Source organism: Sulfidibacter corallicola (genome assembly GCF_017498545.1).
Taxonomy (GTDB): domain Bacteria; phylum Acidobacteriota; class Holophagae; order Acanthopleuribacterales; family Acanthopleuribacteraceae; genus Sulfidibacter; species Sulfidibacter corallicola.
This window is the reverse complement of record NZ_CP071793.1, coordinates 4,011,408-4,035,966: the sequence shown is the minus strand read 5'-3', so window position 1 is coordinate 4,035,966 and position 24,559 is coordinate 4,011,408. Positions and strand designations below refer to the sequence as shown.

General features: G+C 60.4%; 19 protein-coding genes. 7 read left to right on the top strand and 12 right to left on the bottom strand.

Going from position 1 to position 24,559, the window contains the following annotated elements:
• Positions 1-16: 16 nt before the first annotated feature.
• Together J3U87_RS11900 and polA are read right to left on the bottom strand one after the other, a co-directional pair.
• On the bottom strand, positions 17-1,216 hold the full coding sequence (locus J3U87_RS11900) for a hypothetical protein (protein WP_237383260.1): 1,200 nt from the start codon (positions 1,214-1,216) through the stop codon (positions 17-19).
• A 46-nt stretch (positions 1,217-1,262) separates the two neighbouring features.
• Positions 1,263-3,920, bottom strand: coding sequence for a DNA polymerase I (gene polA, locus J3U87_RS11895; protein ID WP_237383259.1), 2,658 nt, complete (start codon positions 3,918-3,920; stop codon positions 1,263-1,265).
• 621 nt (positions 3,921-4,541) lie between these two features.
• Between polA and J3U87_RS11890 the strand changes: the two genes are divergently transcribed.
• The gene (locus J3U87_RS11890) at positions 4,542-5,246 is read left to right on the top strand and encodes a Crp/Fnr family transcriptional regulator (protein WP_237383258.1); all 705 of its coding nucleotides are present in this window, start codon (positions 4,542-4,544) and stop codon (positions 5,244-5,246) included.
• An 86-nt stretch (positions 5,247-5,332) separates the two neighbouring features.
• Here J3U87_RS11890 and pap read toward each other — a convergent pair whose 3' ends face one another.
• From pap to J3U87_RS11860, 6 genes are all read right to left on the bottom strand, one after another.
• Entirely contained in the window at positions 5,333-6,835 is a 1,503-nt protein-coding gene (pap, locus tag J3U87_RS11885) for a polyphosphate:AMP phosphotransferase (RefSeq protein ID WP_237383257.1), read from the bottom strand.
• 230 nt (positions 6,836-7,065) lie between these two features.
• Positions 7,066-7,611 carry a DJ-1 family glyoxalase III gene (locus J3U87_RS11880; RefSeq protein ID WP_237383256.1) on the bottom strand — a complete coding sequence of 182 codons (546 nt, stop codon included), beginning with the start codon at positions 7,609-7,611 and terminating at the stop codon, positions 7,066-7,068.
• Positions 7,612-7,781: 170 nt separating this feature from the next.
• Positions 7,782-8,837, bottom strand: coding sequence for a SprT-like domain-containing protein (locus J3U87_RS11875; protein ID WP_237383255.1), 1,056 nt, complete (start codon positions 8,835-8,837; stop codon positions 7,782-7,784).
• 48 nt (positions 8,838-8,885) lie between these two features.
• Positions 8,886-9,839: a peptidylprolyl isomerase gene (locus tag J3U87_RS11870; RefSeq protein ID WP_237383254.1), complete on the bottom strand. Its 954-nt coding sequence runs from the start codon at positions 9,837-9,839 to the stop codon at positions 8,886-8,888.
• Positions 9,836-10,906 (bottom strand): tRNA preQ1(34) S-adenosylmethionine ribosyltransferase-isomerase QueA, encoded by a 1,071-nt coding sequence (gene queA / locus J3U87_RS11865; RefSeq protein WP_237383253.1) that lies wholly within the window; start codon positions 10,904-10,906, stop codon positions 9,836-9,838. The genes J3U87_RS11870 and queA overlap by 4 nt, the downstream gene beginning before the upstream one ends.
• A 162-nt stretch (positions 10,907-11,068) precedes the next feature.
• Entirely contained in the window at positions 11,069-12,247 is a 1,179-nt protein-coding gene (locus tag J3U87_RS11860; protein WP_237383252.1) for a class I SAM-dependent rRNA methyltransferase, read from the bottom strand.
• Positions 12,248-12,846: 599 nt separating this feature from the next.
• Between J3U87_RS11860 and xseA the strand changes: the two genes are divergently transcribed.
• The 3 genes from xseA to J3U87_RS11845 all read left to right on the top strand — a co-directional run bounded on the left by xseA (position 12,847) and on the right by J3U87_RS11845 (position 15,678).
• Entirely contained in the window at positions 12,847-14,226 is a 1,380-nt protein-coding gene (gene xseA / locus J3U87_RS11855) for an exodeoxyribonuclease VII large subunit (protein WP_237383251.1), read from the top strand.
• A gap of 182 nt (positions 14,227-14,408) precedes the next feature.
• The gene (xseB, locus tag J3U87_RS11850) at positions 14,409-14,684 is read left to right on the top strand and encodes an exodeoxyribonuclease VII small subunit (protein WP_237383250.1); all 276 of its coding nucleotides are present in this window, start codon (positions 14,409-14,411) and stop codon (positions 14,682-14,684) included.
• Positions 14,685-14,790: 106 nt separating this feature from the next.
• On the top strand, positions 14,791-15,678 hold the full coding sequence (locus J3U87_RS11845) for a polyprenyl synthetase family protein (RefSeq protein ID WP_237383249.1): 888 nt from the start codon (positions 14,791-14,793) through the stop codon (positions 15,676-15,678).
• Positions 15,679-16,190: 512 nt separating this feature from the next.
• On the opposite strand, the gene J3U87_RS11840 is transcribed toward J3U87_RS11845, so the two are convergent.
• The 3 genes from J3U87_RS11840 to ispH all read right to left on the bottom strand — a co-directional run bounded on the left by J3U87_RS11840 (position 16,191) and on the right by ispH (position 19,731).
• Positions 16,191-17,339: a cysteine desulfurase family protein gene (locus tag J3U87_RS11840; RefSeq protein WP_237383248.1), complete on the bottom strand. Its 1,149-nt coding sequence runs from the start codon at positions 17,337-17,339 to the stop codon at positions 16,191-16,193.
• A gap of 83 nt (positions 17,340-17,422) precedes the next feature.
• Positions 17,423-18,757 carry an HD domain-containing protein gene (locus J3U87_RS11835; protein WP_237383247.1) on the bottom strand — a complete coding sequence of 445 codons (1,335 nt, stop codon included), beginning with the start codon at positions 18,755-18,757 and terminating at the stop codon, positions 17,423-17,425.
• Complete coding sequence (ispH, locus tag J3U87_RS11830) at positions 18,757-19,731, bottom strand: 4-hydroxy-3-methylbut-2-enyl diphosphate reductase (RefSeq protein WP_237383246.1); 975 nt, start codon at positions 19,729-19,731, stop codon at positions 18,757-18,759. Before ispH ends, J3U87_RS11835 begins: the two co-directional genes overlap by 1 nt.
• 535 nt (positions 19,732-20,266) lie before the next feature.
• On the opposite strand from ispH, the gene J3U87_RS11825 reads away from it, so the two are divergent.
• The 3 genes from J3U87_RS11825 to J3U87_RS11815 all read left to right on the top strand — a co-directional run bounded on the left by J3U87_RS11825 (position 20,267) and on the right by J3U87_RS11815 (position 22,853).
• Positions 20,267-21,307 (top strand): hypothetical protein, encoded by a 1,041-nt coding sequence (locus tag J3U87_RS11825; protein ID WP_237383245.1) that lies wholly within the window; start codon positions 20,267-20,269, stop codon positions 21,305-21,307.
• A gap of 198 nt (positions 21,308-21,505) precedes the next feature.
• Positions 21,506-22,285: an FHA domain-containing protein gene (locus J3U87_RS11820; protein WP_237383244.1), complete on the top strand. Its 780-nt coding sequence runs from the start codon at positions 21,506-21,508 to the stop codon at positions 22,283-22,285.
• Positions 22,286-22,295: 10 nt separating this feature from the next.
• Positions 22,296-22,853, top strand: coding sequence for a hypothetical protein (locus J3U87_RS11815; protein WP_237383243.1), 558 nt, complete (start codon positions 22,296-22,298; stop codon positions 22,851-22,853).
• Between the two features lie 113 nt (positions 22,854-22,966).
• Here J3U87_RS11815 and J3U87_RS11810 read toward each other — a convergent pair whose 3' ends face one another.
• Positions 22,967-24,553 carry a serine/threonine protein kinase gene (locus tag J3U87_RS11810; protein ID WP_237383242.1) on the bottom strand — a complete coding sequence of 529 codons (1,587 nt, stop codon included), beginning with the start codon at positions 24,551-24,553 and terminating at the stop codon, positions 22,967-22,969.
• Positions 24,554-24,559: the final 6 nt, after the last annotated feature.

Sequence of the window (24,559 nt, the reverse complement as noted above, 5' to 3'; positions counted from 1 at the left end):
GGATCGACCGCACGAATCAGAATTTGAAATTTTTCAAATTGAAGCCGTGCTTCTTGAGTTTCAGGAGGTTGCCCGAGACCTGCGTCAACAACATCAACTGAAGGTGATCCCGATTCAGCTTCTTGAACCCGAACGGTGGCAAGACGCGGAACAGGTTGTCTTCCGGCTTGCCGCCGAACGAAAGCGTGGTGTCCAGTCGCAGCGACATGCCGTTGTTACCCTCGAAATCCAGGCTGAACCCGCGCACGAGTTTTTGGCTGTCGTAGGTCAACACCAGGTCCCCGCGGCCCTCGGCGTTGACCGAATTGTTGTTGAACACGATGCGGGTGGGCATCCAGCGGTCGTCGTAGTGGAAGGTCAGGTTCGCGAACACGTTGTCCCGTGTATTGGTGTAGAACACCACCGCCGGTAGGTGCGTGGCGCGGTACAGCCACACTTCATAACCGCCGTCTTGCCAAAAGGTCCAAATCCGGTTCAACGGGATCGGTGCCTTGCGATTCTTCTTTTTGGCGTTTTTCGGTTGCGGTTTGTAGATGTTGATCACTTCCACATCGTTGTTCTCGAACAGCCCTGTTCCGCGATACACCGCGCGATACTGCCCACTCTCCAAGATCTGGTGTCTCAGGGCGCCCAGCCTGCGCAGCATGTAACTGCGGTAATTGGTGAGGTTGGCGTTGCTCTGACGAGCTCGGATGGGCGTGTCGGAGAAGGCCTTGAAATCGTGGCTCGCAAGGAAGTTGCGCTTGTGGTCGTCGATCATTTCCACTTCGCCGAAATCTCCGTCGAGGCTTATCCGATGGCGTCCGTCCGGCGTCATGATCCCTTCGAAGCTGACGTCGAAATCCATGGAACCCGCGTCCTTGAGGCGCCGGTCCAGTCGATGGGCCGGCAGGCTGGCATCCAGGGTGGCGCGGACTTCCATTTGGCCCGCCTTTTCGTATTCCATGGGCAGCCAGTATTTTTCGATGTTGTCGAACATGGCGCCGATCATGGCGTGCGGACTCTTCCCGGGCTGGCGGGCGACCTGGTCCACCTGGGGGCCGTTAATTCTTGCCCTGCCGCCGTCGACCTTCTTGTCCGCCGGCTTGTTTTCGGTCTGGGCCGCGGCGGGGAGGGCCGTGAGCGCAATCATCCAGGTCGCGCGCAGCAAGAGCCGGACGATGCGGCGCGACCTGCGCGTGAAGGATGGGGCTGAGTTGGGATCTAAGAGCGTCATGACTTGCCTCGTCGATGGAAGCCGGCCAAAGGCCGTCTTCCCCAAATTATTTCGTTTCTTTCCAGTTGTGGCCGGTGTGGACCTCGGCGACCAGCGGCACTTCGAAATGCACCACGTTCTCCATGGTCTCCTGCAGTAAGGCTCCCACGCGCTCCGCTTCTTCGCTGGGGCACTCCAGGACCAGTTCATCGTGGACCTGGAGCAACATGGACGCGTGCAGATCGGATTGGGAAAGCGCTTCGTCCAGGTGGATCATCGCCAGTTTGATGATCTCTGCAGCGGTTCCCTGAATCAGGGTGTTGACCGCCAGGCGTTCGCCCTGGTTCTGCATGTTCTTGTTGCGGGACTGCAGTTCGGGGAGCTGGCGGTGGCGGCCGAAATAGGTTCGGACTTCGCCGGCTTCGCGCGCCTTGGCGATGACCTCGTCGCGAAAGGACAAGACCTTGGGCATTTTCTCGAAATAGGTTTCGATGTATTCGCGCGCCTTCTTGCGCGGAATGCCCAGTTCCTGAGCCAGCCGGAAATCGCCCATGCCGTAGATCAACCCGAAGTTGATGCTCTTGGCGGCGCGGCGCATGTCGTCGGTCACCAGGTCCGGCACGACACCCATGATCTCACCCGCGGTACGTCGGTGAATGTCCTCGCCCTGACGGAAGGCGCCGACCAGCGTCTCGTCCTTGCTGAAGTGGGCCATCAACCGCAATTCGATCTGAGAATAGTCGGCGGCCACCATCACCCAGCCCTCGCGCGGGATGAACGCCGCGCGAATGTCGCGGCCCATTTCCGTGCGGATCGGGATGTTCTGCAGGTTGGGGTTGTTGGAAGAAAGCCGGCCGGTGGCGGCCACGAACTGGTTGAAGGAGCTGTGCACCCGGCCCGTCGTCGCGTTGATCATGTCGGGCAGGGCGTCCACGTACGTCGATTTGAGCTTGGTCACCATGCGGTAATCCAGCATTTTGGCCGGCACTTCGTGACCTTTGGCCGCCAAGGCTTCCAACACCGACTGGTCGGTGCTGTAGGACTTGGTCTTGGTGGTCTTCTTGACCGGTGAAAGGCCCAGCTTTTCGAAGAGAATCTCACCCAACTGTTTGGTGCTCTTGAGGTTGAATTCCTCGCCCGCCAACTCGTAGATCTCTTTTTCCAGGCCTTGGATCATGTCTTCCATGCGCGCCGACATGTCCGTGAGGTAGTCGCTGTTGACACGGACCCCGGCGTTCTCCATGCGGGCCAGAACCGGGATCAGGGGTCGCTCCACCACGTTGTAGACACTGACCAGCTCGAGATCCTTCAACTGCGGATACAGTTTGTCGTAGAGCTGGAAGGTGATGTCGGCGTCCTCGGCCGCGTATTGACAGGCCTTGTCCAGCGGCACTTTGTCGAAGGTCACCTGGTCCTTGCCCGTCCCGGCCACCTCCTCGAAGTGGATGGTGCGGTAGTGCAGGTGTTGCTCCGCCAGGTCGTCCATGCCGTGGCGGGAATCGTTGGGGTTGATCAGGTAGGACATCAACATGGTGTCCTCGATGCGGCCCAGGATCTCCCATCCCTTGTTGAAAAGCACGCTGATGTCGTATTTGGCGTTGTGGGCGCATTTGGTGACGTTCTGGTCCGTCATCATGCTCTTCAGCATCGTCTCGGCGCGTTCGGTCCAAGCCGGATCCTGGCCTTCGTGCCGCAGCGGTACGTAGGCCGCCTTGTCGGCATCCAACGCCAGGGCCATGCCCACCAATTGGGCGTCCACCGGATTCAGGGATGTCGTCTCGATATCGAACACCACGAAAGCCTTTTCCTTGATTTCGTCCAACCAGGCCTTGAGACGCTCCTCGTTGTCCAAAAGTTCATATTCCGTCTCGCACCGGCGCAGCGTGATCGGAACCTGTTCCATCAAGGTCTTGAAATTCAGTCGTTCGTAGAGGGCGCGCAGGTCGTCGTTCTGGGGTTCTTTGCGACGGTAGGTATCCTCGTCGAAGGCCAGTTCCAGATCGGTGCGGATCGTGACCAGGGTGCGCGTCAGCTCGATGCGGTCGCGGGCGTCGGCAAAGCCCTCGCGGTACCGTTTCTGTTTGATTTGATCCAGGTTCTTGTAGATCTCGTCCAGGTTGCCGTATTCGGCCAGCAGCTTCTTCGCGCCTTTCTCGCCCACGCCGCGCACGCCGGGCACGTTGTCCGAGCTGTCACCCCAGATCGTCAGCAGATCGATGATCTGGTCGGGCTTGCACCCGAAAAAGTCGGGGATGCCGGATTCACCGAGGTACTCGACGCCTTTTTTACTGTCGAACATCACGATGTCGTCGCCCTGCACCAGTTGCAGCATGTCCTTGTCGCCGGAAACGATCACCGCCTGCACGTTTTTCTCGGCGGCCCGCTTGGCCAGGGTGCCGATGATGTCGTCGGCTTCGAAGCCGGGCGCCTCCACCATCGGAATGTTGAAGGCTTCGATCAGTTCCTTGATGATCGGAATCTGGGGAACCAGGCTTTCGGGCATGGCGTCGCGGTTGGCCTTGTACTCGGGATAGAGCTCTTTGCGAAACGTGGGAGCGGATGTATCGAAGGCAACGGCGATAAATTCGGGGTCCTCGCTGGCCAGGAGTTTGCGCAGCATCATGGTGAATCCGAAGACGGCATTGTGGTCGATGTTCTTCACCGCGTAGAAGGCTCTAAAAATGTGCGCGAAAGCATCGATGATGAAAAAGCGTTGACGGGTCACCGGTCACCTCATGGATGTGATATTTGAAGGGGCGGAACTCGAGACGAGTGCCGCGACGCTTGACGCGGGGAAGCACCTTCGACCCGCACCGACTCTCGGAGGCTCGCGACATCGCCACCGGAATCGAAGTGGCCGGCTGCCGATCGAGCAGGTAAAGGCGGAATCGGGGTTGGCGTCTCACGTGCTCGGGGAGAGAGAAATCCCGCGAAAAGGTACATTCATCATATCAGGGAACCTCGCCCCCTTTGTGACAAAAGCCCGGCTCGATCGGCGGCGAATGGGGCGGTCTTCCCGATCTCGATTCGGCTCTCCGGTGCCGTCCGTCGGACCTGGTGCCGTTCGACGACGATCCTAGCCGGAAAGGGGCCGGTGGGGTCAAGTGGTGCCGCCGAATCGGTAATCCTCGCCACGGATTGCCTTTCAGGGCTTATGATTTGTGGTCTTCTGCCGAGCAAATAACCAAGGTTCCTGTCGCTTCGTTTTCCGCGGCCGAAGCATTGCCACGCACATGGATGACGCCATTTCGTTTTCGGCGACCGCGCTCGATCCTCATGTCGCCGCCCATTTCGTCCCTGGCCCCTCCGGTCCGCCGCATCATTTCTTCCCGCGGGGTCACCCACCATGGCCAACATGAACTACGATTTGTACTCTCAAATCGAGTCGTTCAATACCAAGCTCACCATGAACACCCTTCAGTTCCTCATGAAGTGCGGTGAGCTCAAGAAAGTGCCCAAGGGCGAGGTGATCAGCAATGAAGGCGATCCCTCCGACACGGTCTACATCATCGTGGAGGGAACCGCCAGCGTGGAAAAGACGGACCCCTTCGGGAACCGCAACCGCCTGGCCACCGTGCGGAGCGGCGCCCTGCTGGGCGAGATGGGTGTGTTCCTCAACATGAAGCGCTCCGCGACGATCGTGGCCCACAGCGACATGACCCTGATCGAGTTCACCAATCAAAATTTCATCAACGCGCTGCCCAAGACCCCGGACATCACCGTGCGCCTGTTGAAATCGTTGGCCGACAAAATCAACGTCATCAACCAGAAGTACACGGATCTGATGATGAAGAACACGGTACTGGTGCTGGGTATCTACATCTTGAGTTCGGCCGCCCAAGGGTCCGATCCAGAGGTCACCGTGGTGCTGGACACCCACGTGGTGCTGCGCCAAACCCATATCAGCGCCAAGCGCATCAAGTCCGTGTTGAACGTTTTTTTGAAGAACGAACTGATCGGCAAATGGAAGGTCAAGGACAACCAGTTGCATTTCAGGGTCAAGGTGGCCGAAATGCGCGGGTTCCTGAAAGGTCTTTCGGGCGCCCTGTAACGAACACCGGATCCGCCTGGATGGCCAACGGGCATCCTCAGATGATGCCGGCCTGACCGGCTGGGGAGCTGGTCCTCGATCCGAGCTCAGCTCCTGGCCTTCAAGGCTTTCAGGGTGTCTTTGATCGCTTTTGCAACGGTTTCGATAACTTTTACTCTCGCGTGGCGCTTGTCGTTTCCGGCTACCAGGGTCCAGGGTGAACGCACCGTGCTGGTGCGCTGGATCATTTGATTCACCGCCACTTCGTATGGATCCCATTTCTCGCGGTTGCGCCAGTCCTCGTCGGTCAACTTGTAGTTCTTGAAATCGTCGTCGCGGCGGGCTTCGAAGCGACGAAGCTGTTCCTCCCTGTCGATGTGCAGCCAAAACTTGACCAGTACGACGCCGGCCTCGCACAGTTGGGCCTCCGCCTCGTTGATTTCCCGGTAGGCACGGCGCCACTCTTCTTCGGTGGCGAATCCTTCGATTCGCTCCACGAGCACGCGCCCGTACCAGGTTCGATCGAAAATCGCGATCTGACCCTTGGCGGGAATGGTTTTCCAGAAACGGTGCAGGTAGGGCAGGGCCAGCTCCTGCGGCGTGGGCGCCGAAAACGTGTGCACGGCGAAACTGCGGGGGTCCAAGATATCGGTCAACCGTTTGATGGCGCCGCCCTTGCCGGCCGCATCCCAACCCTCGAACAGAATCAGGACCGGGAGGCCGGCCTTGAAAATCTTGCGCTGCAGCTTGTACAGCCGCATTTGGGCGATGGCGAGGCGTTCCTCGTATTCGGCTTCGTCGAGCGTGCGGGTGAGGTCGACCCGAGCCAGGTGGTTCGGCTCCATGGCGCCAAAGATGGGAGGCGTCGCCGGTTTCGGTGCACAGTTTTGGCGGCTTTGCTTGCGTTCCAGGGCCTCGGCGAGAACCGCGGTTACGGTCTGAAGCACCTTGATGCGACTCCAGTACGGGCAATTTCCCTCCACCAGGGTCCATGGTGCCCAGCCGGTACTTGTCTTGGCCAACATCTCCTCGGCGAGCGCCCGGTACTCCCCGTAACGTTTCACCTGACCCCAGTCCTCGTCCCGGACCCGCCAGGATTGGAGCGGGTCGTCGCCGTACTCCTTGAGTCGCGTGCGCAACACCTTTTTGTCGACCTGGATCCAGAACTTGGCGATCGCGTAGCCGGCTTCGCTCAACAGGCGTTCGAAGCCGTTGATGTGGACGGTGTCGGCGAGACCGGCACCCGGCTCGATGCGTTGGAACAGGCGGTCTTCCAGAACCCGGGTATACCAACTGTGGTAAAAGATGCCGAGCTTGCCCCTGGCCGGCAGTTTCTGCCAGAAACGCCACATGAACGGATATTTTCGCTCTTCCTCGGTTGCCGGCCAGATGGGGTGGACCTGAAATCCGCGCGGGTCCATGTAGCGCGTCATCTTTTTGACCAGGGAGCCCTTGCCCGCGGCGGCCCAGCCCTCGAGAACGACCACCATGGGCAGCTTTTCCTCCCAGCACTGGTGCTGCAGCAGACGCAACCGGGTCATCAGATCCTTGACCTGTTGTTGGTAGGTCGCTTTGTCCATCGAGACGGACATGTCGAGTTGCGTCAGCATGGTTACCCCCTGAGCATTGGCACGTTGGATCGGGAGCCGGGACCCAATTTCATCCTGAATGCGTCAGCACGATGGGTGCGGCCCTGAACAAAACCTCGGATCATGCGAGAAGTGACTTTATTCTAATCCTTTGCGAGGGTTTGTGCCTATCGAAAATCGGCTCGGGGTTTTTGGCTGCAAGACCTGCCGGGTTCGAATGGAAAAACGGCAGGTCTTGCGCGGGTTTCCGCTCAGGGACGCTGGAGGCCCGCTTCGATGGTGTCACGCGTTTCTTTGCCGGCCAGCACTTCGATCAGGGTCAGCGCGAAATCCATGGCTGCGCCCGGGCCACGCGCGGTGATGATGCGGTCGTCGCGTTCCACCGGCGCGCCCGTTTGCCGCACGTCCTCGAACTCGTCGAGAAAACCGGGGTAGCTGGTGGCCCGTCGACCCACCAAGACGCCGGCGGCCGCCAGCGCCATGGGAGCGGCACAAATCGCCGCAATCCACTTGCCTTCGTCGTTCATGGCCTTGATCTTGTGGGCCAGTTGGCCATTCTCGCGCAAGGTCTGGGCACCCGGCATGCCCCCTGGCAGGACCACCATGTCGAACGGGCGCTCGACCACTTCGTCCAGTGTCGCATCGGTCTGGACCGCGATTTGATGGGCACCCATGGCCGACCTGCCGGACACTCCGGCCACGGTCACCTCGATTTGGGAGCGACGCAAGAGATCGATGACGCTGATGGCTTCGATCTCCTCGAAACCATCGGCAAGAGGAACGAGAACCTGGGACATATGAGCCTCCTCGATACCTGGTAAGCCGCGGGAGGGCGGCTGGATTCACGGATGTCGTTGAGATGCGTGTGTGGGGGACGGCTGGTTCCACTCGTTTGAGTGGTGGGCCTGGTTCTCTGCGGCCTCTCGAGGTGGCGCGAAATCACCTTTCCCGCCGGTGATGCCCCGCGTTAGCCGGAAGCCAGGCGCCGGGTGCCGCCCTTGGTGCCGCGAAGTCCCTTTTTCAGGTCCAGGTCGCGGCCCTTGTCGAGTCCCGCGTGAAAGGAATCCGTTTCCCGATAGGAACCGCCCCGCGATGTGCGGCGCGATGGATGGCGTTGTTCGAAGAAGCCGCGAAGCTTCTCTCTTTTCAAGTGGATCAGCGATTTCGAGGCATTGTCCGACGATGCCTGTTCCTCTTCCGCGAGCTTCTGCTGGAGGCCCAACAGCAAACCCACCAGAAAGTCGTTCTTGAGCGATCTTCCGGAGACACCGGGATGGGCGCGCCGATGTTCCAGCCACAGCCATTCCATCTCGTGGGCCAGGTAGGCGTAGACGTATTCGGCGATCTCCAGGCTGGTGGTGGTACCGCTGGCCTCCATCAACCACAGCCGCTTCTCGTGGATCAGGGAACGGCTGGGAATCCAAATGATCTGGACGTGGAAGAACGAGGCCAGAATGGCGCCGATGATCTTGTCGGGAGCGGAACGGCGACCCCGCGGTTTACCCAGGAAGGTGTAGCGGTACTCGGTCTCTTCCAGGCCGATATCCAGCTCGTATTTTTCCATCAGCGCGCGTGCCTTGGCCATGGCGGCTTCGGCCTCGTGACGGTTCTGGCTTTCCGCGAGCTTCAACAGCTTCTGGATGCGCCGCAAAAGAGGTGGCGGCTCCGACTGGGGTTGGAACCGCGCGCTGTGCCCGATACCCAGACGGTGGCAGGCGTGGCGAAAGGCCGAGCCGTGGGGGGTTTCGTCGCCGTGTTCGCCGCTTTTCAGCACTTCGTCGGCGTACTGATGTGCCATTTCGTGTTTGAGCACCTCCAGAACCTCGGCCTCGCTGTGGTTCAACATCAGTTCGATGGAAATCCCCATGGTTCGCTTGTGGGCGTCCCAAAAGCCGAGCCGTTTTTCGGCCAGGTCGATGACCCAGATGGGCGGGCGCAACACGCCTGCGAGGCGTTCGTCGTTGATGTGGTGCCAGGACCTTTTTAGGAATTGAGAGAGAAGTTGCTCTAGACCTTTGTGCACGTTGTCGTCCTTCGTGGGAATGGTTGGGGCGCGGCCGGGTCCGGCGTGTCAATTGGCCTCGACGGCCTTGATTTTGACGTCGCGCAGGGCCACCTCTTCCAAGGGGCGGTTGGCCGGTTTGGCCTTCGACCCGGTCGTGGCGACGTTGCCGATCGCATCCACCGCTTCGAAGCCGTCGATCACCTCGGCGAAAACGGTGTAGTCGTTGTCCAAAGCGGACACGTCGGAAAGGCAGACGTAGAACTGGGAATTGGCCGAGTCGCGGTCGTTGCCGCGAGCCGCACCGACGCTGTACTTCTTGTTTTTCAGGAAGGGCGTCGTTTCCAACTGCAGGCTGAAGTTACTGCCGCCCTCGCCGGTACCGAGAGGATCGCCGGTCTGGATCACGAAACCCTTGTCGACCCGATGCCAGATCATGTTCTTGTAGAAGCCGATCGCGACCAGGACGGCGAAGTTTCGGGCGTGGCGCGGTGCCTGATCGTGGTGGAGTTTGAGGGTGATGTCGCCCTTGCTGGTTTCCAGAACGTAGTGGGCGTCGAGCGGGGGCAGGTCGACCTTGGCGATCTGGATGTTCTTGAACGTGTGCTCGTAGATATCGTCCTTGTAGCCGATGCTGAATACGCCACCCTCGGCCATGGCGGGAAAGAGTCGCTTGATATTGAGGCGGAAATCCTTGTGGTTGCCCATTTCGAGCACGGTCAGCTTGCGGAAGAGATCCTTGCTCTTGTATTTGGGATCCAAGGCGAGACGCTCGCCGCCCTGCGTGACGACCAGGCTTTCCAGGACGGGCGGGAACTTGCGCGATTTCAAATTGCGCTCGGACTGGTTCCCCAGCCGAATGATGATGGGCACGGGTTCGTTCTTCGCGAACAAGGTACGCGGTTGCAGGATTTTGACGAAATAGGGCGGTAGATCTTTGGCCCATGCCGGAACCGTCATGAACAGGGCAACCAAGAGGAGCCGGGTTGCGCGGCGGTCGATGGAATAGCCTCGAAGGGTCATGCGTCGATTTCTCCTTGGCGGGGCAGAAGCAACATGGCGTCGCCGTATGAGTAGAAGCGGTAATCGCGGCCGATGGCTTCGCGGTAGATGTCCATAATGCGATCGTGGCCCATCAGGGCGCTGACGAGAAGGATCAGGGAAGATCCCGGCAGGTGGAAATTGGTGATCAGGGCATCGATCGCCCGAAAGGAATAGCCGGGGTAGATGTAGAGATCGGTGGCGAAGTGGCCCGGGTGAAAGCCGTCGTCGTAGTTGGATTCCAGGCAGCGCGTGGAAGTGGTGCCTACCGCGATGATGCGCCGGCCTTCGGACTTGGCGACATCGAGCCGGGTGACGGTTCCTTCGTCGATGAAATAGGATTCGCTTTCCATGAGGTGGTCGCGGATGTCTTCGGCCACCAGGGGTTTGAAGGTACCGATGCCCACGTGATGGGTGACGCGCAGTATTTCCACGCCGGCCGCGGCCAACTCCGCGAGCAGGCCTTCCGTGAAATGGAGGCCTGCCGTGGGCGCGGCGACCGCGCCCAACTCGCGAGCAAATACCGTTTGGTAGCGATCGCCATCCGTTTCGCTGGGTCCTTGCTCGCGTTTGATATAGGGCGGTAACGGCAGCTCGCCGTCTTGGGCCAGCACGGCGCTCAGCGCGTCCAGGCTCTCGAACGCCAAAGTGTGGCGACCCTGATCGTGCTTGGCGACGACGCGGGCCCGAACTCCCGAATGGGGGAACAGGATATCGATGTCGGGCTTCAGGCGCTTGGCCGGCTTGGCCAGGACCTGGGTCTCGGCGGGGTCGGCCGGAATGCCGAGCACGAAAATCTCGATCTTGACACCGTTTTCCTTCACCGCGAAACAGCGCGCGTTCATGACCTTCGTTTGGTTGATGACCAGCACGTCGCCGCGCCGCAAATAGCCGCCGATTTGCGCGAAGGTTCGGTGTTCGAGCGGGCCCGCTGCGCCGGCGACCAACAATTTCGAGGCGTCGCGCCGTGCGGCCGGCGTCTGCGCGATCCGCTCGGGCGGCAGCTCGAACAGATAATCTTCCCTTTCAAATTTGAAATCAGCCGACATGAATCTTCCCCGCGAGTTCTCCGATGCAAATCCACAAACAGAAGCGTCTGATTGTGCCAAGGAATCTCGGTCGATGCAAGCGTGGTCGGCGGTCTTGGCGAGACCGGCGCATCCCTGATCGAAGTGGGCCCCGTGTCTGTTCGAATCGCGGTTGCGACGGGCTCACTTGAGGTAGATGGCGTAACCCTTGAGGTACTCGCCCTCGGGGAAATGGAGGTGAATGGGGTGGTCTGGGCCCGAGTCGAACGTTTCGATGAGCAGGCCTTCGCGGTTGCAGTCGCGCAGCCCCAGAAATATGCTTTGGCGAAAATCACCCCGGTCCACGACCTTCGAACAGGAAAATGAAACCAGAATCCCGCCGGGGCGGACCCACCCGGAAACCGCCTGATGGAGTTTGCGGTAGGTGCGCAGGGCCGAGGGCTTGGCTCGCGCCGAGCGCGCCAGTGAAGGCATGTCCAACACCACGAGGTCGTAGCGCTCGTCCGGTTTACCCTTGAGGAAATCGAAGATATCGGCACGGGTACTTTTCTGGCGGTCGGCGGGCAGGCCGTTGATGTTTAGGTGCTCGGCCAACATGCCCAGGTAATGGGCGGAGGTGTCGATCGAATGTACGAAGGACGCGCCGCCCTGAAGGGCCGCGAGCGTGAAACCGCCGCTGTAGCTACACAGGTCCAAGACCCGCTTGCCGTGGGATCGCGCGCGTAGCCAGCGTCGCTGGGCACGGTGGTCCAAATAGAAGGCGGTTTTGTGGGGGCCGGACGGATCGACCATGAACTCGAGTTCGTCTTCCTTGAATCGCGAGGGCAGCGGGCACTCCTCGTGGATGAATCCCTGGGCGGGCTTGAGTCCTTCCTGTTTGCGGGCGTGACCTTCGCTTCGCTCGTAGACCGCCTTACAGCCGGTGACTTCCACCAACCACTGGGCCATCTGGGGGCGCAGGTGTTCCATACCGGCACACATCAGTTGGGCCACGATCAAGTCGCGGTAGATGTCGACTTTGAGTCCGGGAAATCCATCGTTTTCCCCGTGAATCAGGCGATAGCCCTCCACGCCGGAGCCCAGCAGTGCGCGTCGCATTTCGAGAGTGTCGGCGATGCGCTTCTTCCATGCCGTGGCATCCATGGGCGCGTTGTCGAACGTGATCATGCGCAGGCAGATGGCATTTTCGGGATGGTAGAAGGCCCAGCCGAGGTGGTCGCCCTGTTCGGACTTCACCTGGACCGTGCATTCCTCACGTAGCCGGTCGGTATTCAAAACCCCTTGGGAAAAGACCCACGGGTGACGGTAGTGACGCAAAATATCGGCACGTCGGGCGGCGAGCACGGCAACCGGAGCATCCATGTGGGCAACCTCATCTGGTTGTATGCGGCGTTGCGAGGTGATGACCTCGGGGAGGAAATGAGCGGTGGGGAAAGCCGGCGGATTGGTGGCGAGTGGAAAGGGGATAAGGGAAATTACAACAGCACCATAACCCCTATTCCAGTCGGGGGCAAGAGGAGAATCGTCACCAATCGGAGGATTGGGTCGTGGAGCCGGAGGGCCGAGAATTCGAAGGGATTGTGTGGTCTGGGAAAAAACGGAGCCGATCAGTTTTGTGAAAATTTATTTCATTTTGGTGAGCCGATCGAAGCGCGTTTTGCGCAGATCTTTATAGGAAGCCAATCATGCGATTCCCGTCTTTTTTGCCCATTACCCACGACGGACAGGAAACGTATTGTTTTTCGCCGCTCCGGCTGCGATGAGCCCGCGGCTCCCCACTCGGCAACAGGGGGGATGACAGACCGGCCACCTCATCCGGTTGAATGGCTTCGAAATCCTCATCGATAATCTTCAAATGTAAGCCGACTCGGACTTGGGACCGAGTTGGCTTCTTTTGTTTTTTCGGGGACGTCGGCGCCCGATCGCTTTCGCTGGCGTCGGTGAACCGCTATGATGGCGCCATGAATCAAGGAAGCGTCACCTCACGAACCCATCCGCTCACCGTATCCCAGCTCACCCAGCGCATTCGCGGCGTCATCGAAAGCGTGCCGCGTATCTGGTTGGTCGGTGAGATTTCCAATTTCAAGGCCGCGGGCTCCGGCCATTGGTATTTCAGTCTCAAGGACAATCAATCTCAAATCCGAGCCAACATGTGGCGCTCCGCCGCCCAGCGCGTCTCTTTTCGGCCGCGCGACGGGATGGAGGTTCTGGTCAGCGGGCAACTCAGCGTCTATCCGCCGCGCGGCGAGTACAGCATCGTGGTCGACCGCATCGAGCAGGTGGGTGTCGGCCGTCTGCGGGCGGAGTTCGAACGATTGAAGGCCAAACTGAAGCAGGAAGGCCTGTTCGATGAGGCCAACAAGCAGGCCTTGCCGCTGTTGCCGCGCAAGATCGGCATCGTCACCTCGCCCACCGGTGCGGCCATTCGCGACATGTTGCGGGTCCTTCAGGCCCGTCTCGAGGGCCTGCACGTGCTGATCTATCCGGCGCGGGTCCAAGGCCAGGGTGCTGCGGAGGAGATCGCCGCGGGCATCGAGTGTCTCGACCGCTGGGGTGCATGCGACGTACTGATCATCGGGCGGGGCGGCGGTTCCGAAGAAGATCTGTGGAGCTTCAACGAGGAAGTGGTGGCGCGCGCCATTCACGCCGCCGCCACGCCGATCGTCTCCGCCGTGGGCCACGAGGTGGATTTCACCATTGCCGATTTCGTCGCCGACGTGCGTGCGGCAACCCCTTCCAACGCCGCCGAGCTGGTCGTTCGCAGCCATACGGAATACAAAAAGACCCTGGACATTCTGCGCCAGACCATGGCGCGCTCGATGCAGCAACGCCTGCTCTACTACAAAAACCGCATCAACGTCTCCGAATCCCACCCGATCTTCGTGCGGGTGCGTTCGCGGCTCAACGTGGCCCAACGGTCTGTCGCCGAGCTGGATTACGAGCTTCGTCGTCGCCTGACTCAACTGTTGCGCGATCGCGAACGCCGTCTGCAACGCGCCACCGAACGCGTGCGACCCGACGTGTTGCGCGGTCGTGTGGCCCTTCTGGCCCAACGTCTCGCCGCCGCAGATCGCGAAATGCCGCGCCGCGTGAAGGATCGCCTGGAGCAGGGCACCAACCGACTCGAGCATTGGGTGTCCCGGCTCGACGATCTCTCGCCGCTCAAGGTGTTGGGCCGCGGTTACGCGTTGGTGCGCGACGAGCGGCGGCGCGTGGTCGCCCGCCCCGAGGACGTCCGCATCGGCTCCGTGGTGAACATTCGCCTGCGCGATGGCGAGATGACGGCCCGCGTGATCGAACGACCGGTGGAAGCCGTGCAGGAATCGCTCTTCGAATCCTGATTCGCGCATGTCGAGCGGGTCCGTTTCGATTGGGTTTCCCGGTGGTGTAGGCTCCCTCTTTGTGCAAAGATATACGGTTCCCCGGTTGGCTCCCCTCCCGGTAGCGTGCGCGCTCGTCCGGCATGGAGGGTCGACGTGCGCGTCAGCCGACCAACCGGGTGAGGTATCCGCGCGGAGGAACCATGACAACGAAAAAAGCCGCAAAAACCGCCAAATCCGCGGAGCAGGAGCTTTCCTTCGAAGCCCAATTGGCGCAATTGGAAGAGATCGTCCAAAAATTGGATGCGGTGGACGTACCGCTGGAAGAAGCGATTGCCTGTTACGAGCAAGGTGTGAAATTGAGCCTCAAGCTTCACAAGACCCTGGATCAGGCCCAACGCAAAATCGAAATTCTGACTCAGGCGGGGCCCGAGGGAATCGAGACCGAGTCCTTCGACGAAGGCGACTGCCAAGCCTGACCGCACGCGAAGATCCCGGCATGGGGCCGGGCGCGCGATGCCGATTGACGGACACATCGGGGGCAGTCGCCCATCCGGGATCTGAGTGAAAGGGAATTGGAACGACATGATCGATAATGAACAGTTACAGCATTGGATTGACCGCGTCGACACCGAACTGGTGCGTTACTTCGCGAACAAGGACATGACCTGCAATCCGTTGGATCGCGCCATGGAATACACGTTGTTGGCGGGTGGCAAGCGTTTGCGGCCACTGCTGTCCATGGTGGTGTGCGCCGCATACGACAAGGATCCGGAGGCGGCGATTCCCTTTGCACTGGCCTCGGAGTTCCTGCACACCTACAGCCTGATCCACGACGACCTGCCCTGTATGGACGACGACGACATGCGGCGCGGCAAGCCGACCAACCACGTCGTCTTCGGCGAGGCCAACGCGATTCTCGCCGGCGACGCCCTGCATTGCGAGGCCTTTCAGCTACTGGTTTCTTCGACGTATCCCGGCTTTACGGCGGAAACGCGCCAAACCGTCATTCTCGAGTTGTGCGAGGCGGTGGGGCGGCGCGGCATGGTGGCCGGTCAGGTGATGGACCTCGCCCAAGAGGGCCAGGACTACGATCTGGAGCGCCTGAAACTGATGCACCGCCGCAAGACGGGTGCGTTACTGCGGTTTTGCGTGCGATTGGGTGGTCATCTCGCGGGGGTCCGTGAACCCGAGCTGGCGGCGCTGACCCGCTATGCCGAGGCCCTTGGCCTGATGTTCCAGGTCGTGGACGATTTGCTGGACGAGGAGTCCAGCAGCGACACGCTGGGCAAGACGGCCGGCAAGGACGCCGGCCAGGACAAGGCGACCTTCCCCAAGCTGTTGGGCAGCGAAAAGGCTCACGCGTTTGCCGACGGTCTGTTGGAAGAAGCCCTGGCCGCCTTGAAGGATCTCGAGGTGGACGCCGAGCTGCTGGCCGAAATCGCCCAGTACGTCCGTCACCGAGATTATTGATCTCGCGGATCCGAGGATTTCGCCTCCGAAACCCTTCGACGCGAGCCCTTTGGGGGTGCCCGTATCTTCGAGAGATGCGTCGCGCCTGTAGGTGAGCCGGGCCGCGCAGGCAGCCTGCTCCACCAATCGAAGCGATCCAAGATTGTCGTTCGAACTTTATGAAAGAGCGAAGCCAATCCCTTCCGTGGAAGGGCGATTTGCAAACTCGGGGGCTTCGCTCCTGAAGTTGGCCTTTCTTCGGAACAGTCATCGCTCCGACTGGTTGAACAGGCTGTTCAACCTACAGGCGTAACGCCCCTGCCCTGATGCGGGAACTTTGGACTTCACGGCTTCGGTGAGGCGTCACCGGAAATTATCCGCGCTTCGCTCATAGGCGTTATCGATGGCTGCTGCATAAATCGCTTCGATTGGTTGAGCAAGCTGGCCTGGGCGGCCCCCTCACCTACAAGCGTTACGCCGCTTGCGCACATACGGGCACGCCAAACTGGCTCGCTTCGCGCAGGGCTGCCAGATCAGCGGCGGCCGGGTTTGAAGACCTCGGCGATGCGGTCGATGGCCTCGGCGACCTCGGCCTCCGTGGTGAATTTCGAAAGCGAAAAACGCAGGGTCGCGCGGGCCTGTGCTTCGGTGAGGCCCATGGCGAGCAGGGTGCCGCTCACAGAGAGCGATCCCGAGCTGCACGCGGAGCCGGTCGAGGCACACAACTCCTTGCGATCCAGTTTGATCAGCAACAGGTTGCCGTCCTGACCCTTGAACTGGACCGAACTGACGTTGGGTGTGCGCGGCAAATCGGCGAAATTGATGTGGATCGCCTTGTCGAAGCGCTCCCTCAACTTCGATTCGAAATGATCCCGTATCGCCGCGATCGCCGCCAGATCCACCGCGGCCGCTTGTTCCGCGGCCACACCCGCACCCGCGATGTACGCCACGTTCTCCGTACCCGCGCGACGACCGCTCTCCTGGGCGCCGCCGTGGACCAAGACCTCGATCTTGACGCCCCGTCGTGTGAACAACGCGCCGACCCCTTTGGGGCCGTGTAGCTTGTGCGCCGCCATCGAAAACAGGTCGCAACCCAGTTCAGCCACGTTTACCTTGATTTTGCCCAAGGCCTGAACGCCGTCGCAGTGGCACAAGGCCCCCTTGGCGCGCGCCAGTTCGAAAATCTCGGCCACGGGAAGCAGGGTTCCGGTCTCGTTGTTGGCGACCATGGTGCTGACCAGGATCGTCGCGTCGTCGATGGCTTCCTCGAACGGGGCCAGATCGACAATGCCGTCCTTGGTGGCGAAGCGGGCGATGCGCAGCTCGTAGCCGAACATCTTGGCGGCCCATTCCGCCGTGGCCTTGACCGATGGGTGCTCGATCGCCGAAATGACCAGGTTCTTCCCCGCCGCCGATCGTTCCTTTTTCCAGTGCGCCTGCAGGACGCCCAAGATGGCGTGGTTGTTGGACTCCGAGCCCGAGCCGGTAAAGGTGATTTCCGATGCCGTGGCCCCGATCGCTCGCGCCACCTGGTTGCGGGCCTTCTCGATCGCCACCCGCGTCCGGTTTCCGGCCTCGTGGATCGAGTTCGGATTGCCGTAAGCCTCCGTCAGGTACGGCATCATGGCCTGCCGGACGTCCTCCGAAATCGGCGTGGTGGCGTTGTTGTCGAAGTAGATCATCGAAAGTGTCTCCTGATTCGGCCTGCCGGTCATCGTGCGTCGTTGCGGCTTCGAGTCATGCTTGCCGCGAAACCGGGGCCTGGTTACATCAGCTCTTTCAACAGCGGTCGCTCGTCGGGATGGGCCGCGGCGAGTTGCGCCAGTTTGGGATGGGAAAACAGCCGGATTTTTCGGACCCCCTGCTGGAAGGCCGGGCCCAACGCCTCGGTGACGGGGCTCTCCTGGTGAATGGGGCGCTCGATACCGGTGGCCAGCTTGATGGGAAAGGTCTCCCAGTTGCGGGTCTTGTAGATCGGCGGCACATCCCAGATCAAGTGGTGGGGTTCCAGTTCCACACCCTTGCGGCGGGCCCAGGCGAAGAAGTGATCGGTAATCGGCTGGCGAACGCGTTCGTCCTGAAGCAGGTGATAGGTCTTGGGCTCGTGGTTGAAGCTCACGGTGTACAGCCGCTTGTAGGGGCGACGGCTGAGGTAGGCCATTTCGATCAATTCCTGCCCGGGCGCGCTGACGCGGCCGTGCAGCCATTCCATGAAATTGTGGTCGTTGAAGGCCAGCAGGCGTTGCCACCAGTCCTCGCCGGTTTCCACGGCACCTGGCTCCAGGTACCTGCAGGCCGTCGACAGCATCGTGATGAACGAGCGCACCGTATGACTCCAATACACCGAGCGATACATCCAGTAGCGGGCCAGTTGGAACCGCTCCGCACTGACCAATCCCTTTTCGTGGATGCACAGATAACGACCGTCGTAGCTGGGGGTCAGGTTGGCGATGAAGCGCTCGCGATCGAAGTTGCTGCCGTGGTCGATCCCACAGAAAAAGCTGTCGCGGGCGAGGTAGTCGCACTTGTCGGCGTCGAGTGGAGAGTCGATGATCTGCTTCAACAATTGAAGGCGGGGGGGCAGGTCTCGGGCCGGACCCAGGAGCGCCGCGATGTGATCCGGTTCCACGCGAAACTCGTCCCAAATGAGTTCGCCCAGGTTGACGCCGTCCAGGACCAACTCGCCCTTGAGCAGGCCGATCGTCAACAGTTCGTGCTCCGGAAACTCCTCCAAGTGATCGAGTTGGTGCGAACAGGGGTAATGGCCCAGATCGTGGAGCAAGCCGGCCAGCATGATCGCCAAATAGTCCTTTTCTTCGAAGGCCCGAAAAAACTCGGGAAAGCGGTCCAACTTGCGGAGGTAGTCCAGGATGTTGCCGTACACCCCCAGCGCGTGGGCGAATCGCGTATGGGTCGCCGAGGGATAGACCCGATCGGCCAAACTGAGTTGTCGAATGCGCCGCAGCCGTTGCAGTGCGGGACTGTCGATGATTTTCAGCAGGCGTTTCGTGACGGGAATCGAGGCGTTGCCCGGCGCCAATCGAATGCCGCCCGTTGCCGAAAACTCGGGAATTTGCTGAAGCAGCCGACCGGATGACATCAGACGGGCACACCTTTCTCGATCAAATCTTTGCGGAAATGGTTGGGGATCGAGAAGCTGATGTTCTCGTTGACGTGATGGTATTCCTCGACCTCGGTAAACCCGGATTCACGGAGCCTGGCGATGATCGTCTGAACGAGGACATCGGGAGTCGAAGCACCCGCGGTGATGCCGATATGGCCGATGCCGTCCAGGTCCAATTCGCGCAAGTGGGTTTCGTCGGGGAAGAGCCCCGCGCGGCAACCGCTTTCGCGGGCCACTTCGACCAGGCGCTTGGAATTGCTGGAGGTGGGAGAGCCCACCACGATGAAGAAATCCACATGGGGTGCCGTCGCTTTGACTGCATCCTGGCGGTTGGAGGTGGCGTAGCAGATGTCGTCCTTCGGCGGTCCGATCAGGGTCGGGAACCGGCGCTTGAGCGCGGCCACCACGTTCATGCAGTCGCCCACGTTCAGGGTCGTCTGGGTTAAATAAATGAGGCGGTCCGTGGGCGGTTCCGGCAATTGGGCGACCAGGTCGGTCAAGGCCTCGCCACGGACGGGTTCCACGATGGTGATGTGCTCGGGGACTTCGCCGTAGGTTCCGACCACCTCGACGTGGTCGGCATGTCCGATCAAAAGGATGTGGTAGCCCTTGCGTGCGAAGCGGATCGCTTCCATGTGGACCTTGGTGACCAACGGGCAGGTGGCGTCCAGCTCGCGCAATTCGCGAGATTTGGCCTTTTCGCGAACGCCCGGAGCCACGCCGTGTGCCGAATAGATCAGGCGCGCGCCGACGGGAACCTCGTTCAGGTCGTCCACGAACACCGCGCCCTTGCGGGCAAGGGTGTCGACCACGTACTGGTTGTGAACGATCTCGTGGTTCACGTAGATCGGTGCTCCGTAGGCATCGAGCGCCAGGTCGACGATCTTGATGGCGCGTTCCACCCCCGCGCAAAAGCCGTTGGGTTTGCAAAGGGTGATTTTCTTGCTCATTCGTTTCACTCTCCGAGGCCTACCTGCCGAGCTCCCGACAACCCTGCCGAGCCCCCTATCATAACAACAGGTCCCCGGTGGATCAATCGAGGCGGGGGGGAGAGGGGACCGTGAGCCGGGAACGAGGTGGAAGGTCTCCGGTGGGCGCTTCAATATAAATGAATAAAAAAATTTATTTCCTTGGTAATACCTGAAAGAGTGACTTTTCGTGGCCCTGGCGACGGGGTGTTTTTTGCGTGCCGGCTAACTTGTTTATCATTACGGTACTATAGTTGATCTTTGGAGAATTTTATGCGGCATGACGCCTTGGATTTCTTTTAAGTAGTGGTATTTTTGTGTATTCGAGGTGATTTTTTGAACTGCCATATGCTTACGGGCTTGCTCAAATTATTTATTGCCAGGAGGCTAGCCAAGCCCCTTTCAATGGGCTAAAATTTTTATTTGACTTCCTCGGATTCTGCATCTCCCGAGCCTCGTCGAAACCGCGTAGAATGCGCCACTTGGCCAAGACTGGCTGAAGGGTGAGGTTGCTTTGATGTCACTCCTTTTGGTGTTGATCCTGTTTACCACGCCTCAGCACCATTCCTTCGAACTAGAGCGGTCTGAGAACTTCCGGTTAGGAGACGCCTACAACGTCCAGGTGGCGGCCGATGGCTCGATCCTGATGGCGGAGGGCCCCAAACTTTTCCATTGGGACCTCGAAGGCAACTTGATTCGCGTGATCGAGCCGGTCCCCAACAAGGCCGATATTCGCGGCATCATCACCTTTGCCTACGCGGCCAACGAAGAAATGTACTGGGTCGTGGATTTCTACGAAAACCAGGTTTTTTTCTTCGACCGAAGCGGCAACCTGCTGGGCTCTGATTGGTCGGTTCCGCCGGATGCGGAAGATCCGGAATCGGTGCTGTACCGGCGCTTGATCCCCTGCGGTAGCCGCATCTTCGCCATGGATGTGGCCTCGTTGACACGACGCTATCCCGGGTTGCCCAAGGTCTTCCAATTGCTCGAGGTCAAAATTCCGAAGGAAGGTGCGCGGATCGAACGGGTCGGACCCTTGTCCTATCCCATTCGCCAGCAGCTCAAGAACTACAACTACAAGTTCAAGCAGCACTGGATCGTTCAGCGCGAGTTCTCCAAACACTTTTTCGTGGTGGACGAGCTGTCGACCACCATGCAGGAATACGGGCCCGAAAAAGGGAAAAATGTCGAGGACGGCCTGATCCGGTTGGTTCGCGAGATTCCCCTGATGATGGAGGATCGGGTCCCGCCCAAGCCGCCCAACTTCGAGGAAATCTTCTCGTCGCGGGAACAGCACTTGAAATGGATTTCGTCTTTCTCCCGAGTCAAGGGGCTGTACCCGCTTGGGAAAGACCTGCTGATCGGCTACAGTTTGCCGGACGAAACCGTTTTCGGGCGCTTGGTGCTGCAGCGTATCGATATGAAAGGCAACCGCAAGGGCCACAAGGTCCTCACGGACGGCATTCTCCTGGGTTCCCACGACGGGTCGGCGTTCGTATTGGAAAAACCGCCCGAGGGCTCCAGTGGTCGCTACATCGTTCACGCCTACAAACTTTGAGGTTCGCCATTTTTCGGCCTGCTCGCGAACTGCCGAAGCGATCCGTTCTCGAACGTTTTTCCCAAAGCGTGCGCTGGTGTCGCCAGGAAACGCTCGATTTGGGTTTTGGCCTCGATTTGCTTCTGTCGTCAAACATGCCAGAATGAAGATTGGGGAGACCGTGAGGATTCCCGCGATCGCCGCGTGAAAGGTGGGCTCATGGCCAATATAGGATGTCCCAAGTGCGGGGCTGAAAACCGTTCGACGGCCAAGTTTTGCGTCATGTGTCGCCACCCTCTGGTTCGCCGCGCTTCGAGTGTCTGCGCGCGAGGGCACCGGTTGGATCCCAGTTGGGATCAATGTCCCTTCTGCAAGGCCATGGACGACGACGCCGTCGGCAACGCCCACAGCCTGCCCGATGGAAGCGTTGCGGTCAAAAACGGACGCCAACAGCGGACCACCATGGTGGAACGGCGGACGCCCGCGAAGGCCCCCGCGCCGCGGGAGCCGGTCGGCTCACCGCCCCCAGCCCCCAGTTCACCTTCTCCAGCTCCCAGTTCACCGCGCACCGAGCCGATGCCGATCGCGGCCAGAGCTTCGGTTCCCGAAGTCAAGCCGTCCCGCCGGACCCAAGTGGTGCGGCCTCGCCCAGCGGCCGATGCCAAGCCGGTCGTCGCGGTCCTCGTCGGCGAATCGCGCGACACGACCGGCGCCGTGTATGCCGTTCGAGCCGGACGCAACGCCATCGGTTCCGATCCCACCGCCGACATACGGATTCCCGACGACAAGGTCTCGGGCAAGCACGCGGTGATTCTCGTGCGTTCCGACGAGGTTTGGATCGACGACAGCCTCAGCACCAACGGCACCTTCCACAATGGGCGGATGCTGGAGGAAAAAGCGAGATTACAGCGCGGAGACCACATTCAGGTCGGCGATACCCTGTTGCGTTTCTCACCGGTCGTCAGCCCGGATCCCTCCAAGCGTCAGCCGTTGGCGTAGCGGGGGCGAGATGGGTCAGGTCGCTGGTTTCGTATTGAAGGGATCCTGCCTGATCGGCGTGTTGGCGCTGATTGTCATCAATGTGTATCCCTACCGCATCGCCGGTGGTTTTTCCTATCACGTGGTGGGTCTCTACAGCGAAGATGGTCGCCCTTTGGAGAGTTTCAGCCGCGGCCGGGTGCTGGGACGAAAACTGGCGAACGAACTTTCGGAAATGTTTTCGTGGGACCGGACCGAATTCACGGGTGAGAACCTCCTGGCCGAGGTACGCATCGAGAACCATACGGGATGGGCTTGGACCCTGACCGAACTCGAGTATCGGTTGGTGATCGACGGCGACGTCTTTGCCGACGGGATCTGGCGAGATCGCGATGCGATCGTGTTGGCCAAAGACCGGGAATCGCGGTTGTATCTGCCGTTTTCCCTCAAAATACCCATGGAGGACGTTCCCGACCTGCTGCGCGACAAACCGGTGTCCCTTCTGGAAGGAACGGCTTGGTACCGCATGGGGGCGTGGCAGGTAGGCGTTCCCTTGAGTGGTGTGATCACCCTCGAGATGCCCCGCTGATATCGTTTTCGCGATACAAACCCGAATACGACGGCCCGGCGGACCCGCGAGCCTGGATGCGCCGTTCGGGTACGATGAACCCGTCCATTGACCTGCTACGTTTTTCGGGCGGATCAGTGCTTGGGGACGTAGTGCGACCACAGCATCTCGCCCATTACCGCGGCACCGGCGAAGGTGGCGGCGAGAATCAGGTACCACAGCGCGGCACAGATCGCGAGGACGCCGTCGCCCGCGTGAGCGAGACCGCCGTCCTGCATCAGCGTCACCGCACCGGCCCGCATCAACCAGGCGAGCCAACCGGGGAGGGCGACGAACCACAGCAGGCCGATGGCGACCGCGGTGGCGGGAAACATGAGAAACCATGCCATGGCCGCATTGGGGTGGTCGGTCGGTTGGTGCGCCCGAAATCGCAATAGCCAGGCATATCCGGCGAAGAGCGAGAAGCCGAACAATTGAGGCCAAACCTGAGCCGGGATACCGTAGAGAAAAATCGATTGCAGGGGCCGGCCCGCCAGCGGGACGAGCGACCAGGACGAACTGAACAGGCGACCGATGGGCGAAGTGACCGCGAGGGCCGCGATCAACACCAAAATCGCGTACTGAAGCCAGGGTAAATGAGTCAGAGCGTGGTGCCAGCGTCGCCAGGGCCAGGCCAGGATCCAGGCGATCAACGCCGGTGGCTGGGGTTCCGGTGGCCCGGGTGGCGGTGCCTCGCGGTGGGTGGCCGGCTCGGGATGCGGCGCGCCACTACGGACGGGGCGCTCGGCCGCGGCGTCGGCTCGCGGGACGGGCGGTCCTTGATTGGGTGAGACGTAGCGGCTCTCGTCGCGGGTCGATCGGTAGTCGAAGGTGGGCTCCGCGACCTGCGGTTGGGTTTCCTGCGGTTCCTCGAGGTAGTGATCGATGTATTCGAGGAACTGCCCGCATCCGGCGAAGCGATTGCTCGGATCCTTTTCGAGGGCCGTCATGACGATGCCGCTCAAGGCGGGATCCACGTTCGAATGGGTTCGGCCGGGATCGGGAACCGGTTGGGTCACCTGCTGGTTGCAAATCACTTCTACCGAGTCACCGTCGAAGGGCAGGGTGCCCGTCAGCATTTCGTAGAGCACCATGCCCGCCGCGTAGACGTCCGCGAGATGGTCGGTGCCGGTTGGGTTCTGAATCGCTTCGGGACTCATGTACTGGGGCGTGCCGAACAGCTTCGGCGCGTTGGGATGACGTTTCCGAACCAAGGCTCGGGCCAACCCGAAATCGGTCACCCGCACGTCCCATTGGGGCGTCACCAGAATGTTGCCGGGCTTGATGTCGCGATGCAGAATGCCGCGAAGGTGGGCGTGGTTCAAGGCTTCGAGAACCGGTCGGATGATGCGCAGCGCCACCGCGGAGGGAAACGCACCGCGTTGGGCGATCAGGCGTTCCAGCGAGGTGCCCGGAAAAAAATTGCTCACCATGAAGGGTTGACCGTTTTCCACGAAAAAGTCGCGAACGGGAATGATGTTGGGGTGTTCCAGAGAGGCCTGGAGTTGGGCCTCGTTCCGGAGCTGCTCCAAAAAGCGAGGGTCCGCGCGCCATTCGGGGCTGAGAATCTTGATGGCGACCTGGCGATCCAGGTGGATGTGTTGGGCGAGCCAAACCTGGCCCATGCCACCCTGACCGATTTTGCGAATGATGCGATAGTCGCGAACCTGCTGCGTTGCCATGAAGCC

Excerpts from the sequence above, each read along its gene's own strand:
- queA (WP_237383253.1), bottom strand. The coding sequence starts at position 10,906 with ATGTCGGCTGATTTCAAATTTGAAAGGGAAGATTATCTGTTCGAGCTG.
- J3U87_RS11810 (WP_237383242.1), bottom strand. The coding sequence starts at position 24,553 with ATGGCAACGCAGCAGGTTCGCGACTATCGCATCATTCGCAAAATCGGT.
- xseA (WP_237383251.1), top strand. The coding sequence starts at position 12,847 with ATGAATCAAGGAAGCGTCACCTCACGAACCCATCCGCTCACCGTATCC.
- J3U87_RS11880 (WP_237383256.1), bottom strand. The coding sequence starts at position 7,611 with ATGTCCCAGGTTCTCGTTCCTCTTGCCGATGGTTTCGAGGAGATCGAA.
- xseB (WP_237383250.1), top strand. The coding sequence starts at position 14,409 with ATGACAACGAAAAAAGCCGCAAAAACCGCCAAATCCGCGGAGCAGGAG.
- J3U87_RS11825 (WP_237383245.1), top strand. The coding sequence starts at position 20,267 with ATGTCACTCCTTTTGGTGTTGATCCTGTTTACCACGCCTCAGCACCAT.
- J3U87_RS11815 (WP_237383243.1), top strand. The coding sequence starts at position 22,296 with ATGGGTCAGGTCGCTGGTTTCGTATTGAAGGGATCCTGCCTGATCGGC.
- ispH (WP_237383246.1), bottom strand. The coding sequence starts at position 19,731 with ATGAGCAAGAAAATCACCCTTTGCAAACCCAACGGCTTTTGCGCGGGG.
- J3U87_RS11845 (WP_237383249.1), top strand. The coding sequence starts at position 14,791 with ATGATCGATAATGAACAGTTACAGCATTGGATTGACCGCGTCGACACC.
- J3U87_RS11890 (WP_237383258.1), top strand. The coding sequence starts at position 4,542 with ATGGCCAACATGAACTACGATTTGTACTCTCAAATCGAGTCGTTCAAT.
- J3U87_RS11820 (WP_237383244.1), top strand. The coding sequence starts at position 21,506 with ATGGCCAATATAGGATGTCCCAAGTGCGGGGCTGAAAACCGTTCGACG.
- J3U87_RS11840 (WP_237383248.1), bottom strand. The coding sequence starts at position 17,339 with ATGATCTACTTCGACAACAACGCCACCACGCCGATTTCGGAGGACGTC.
- J3U87_RS11860 (WP_237383252.1), bottom strand. The coding sequence starts at position 12,247 with ATGGATGCTCCGGTTGCCGTGCTCGCCGCCCGACGTGCCGATATTTTG.
- J3U87_RS11870 (WP_237383254.1), bottom strand. The coding sequence starts at position 9,839 with ATGACCCTTCGAGGCTATTCCATCGACCGCCGCGCAACCCGGCTCCTC.
- J3U87_RS11835 (WP_237383247.1), bottom strand. The coding sequence starts at position 18,757 with ATGTCATCCGGTCGGCTGCTTCAGCAAATTCCCGAGTTTTCGGCAACG.
- pap (WP_237383257.1), bottom strand. The coding sequence starts at position 6,835 with ATGCTGACGCAACTCGACATGTCCGTCTCGATGGACAAAGCGACCTAC.
- J3U87_RS11900 (WP_237383260.1), bottom strand. The coding sequence starts at position 1,216 with ATGACGCTCTTAGATCCCAACTCAGCCCCATCCTTCACGCGCAGGTCG.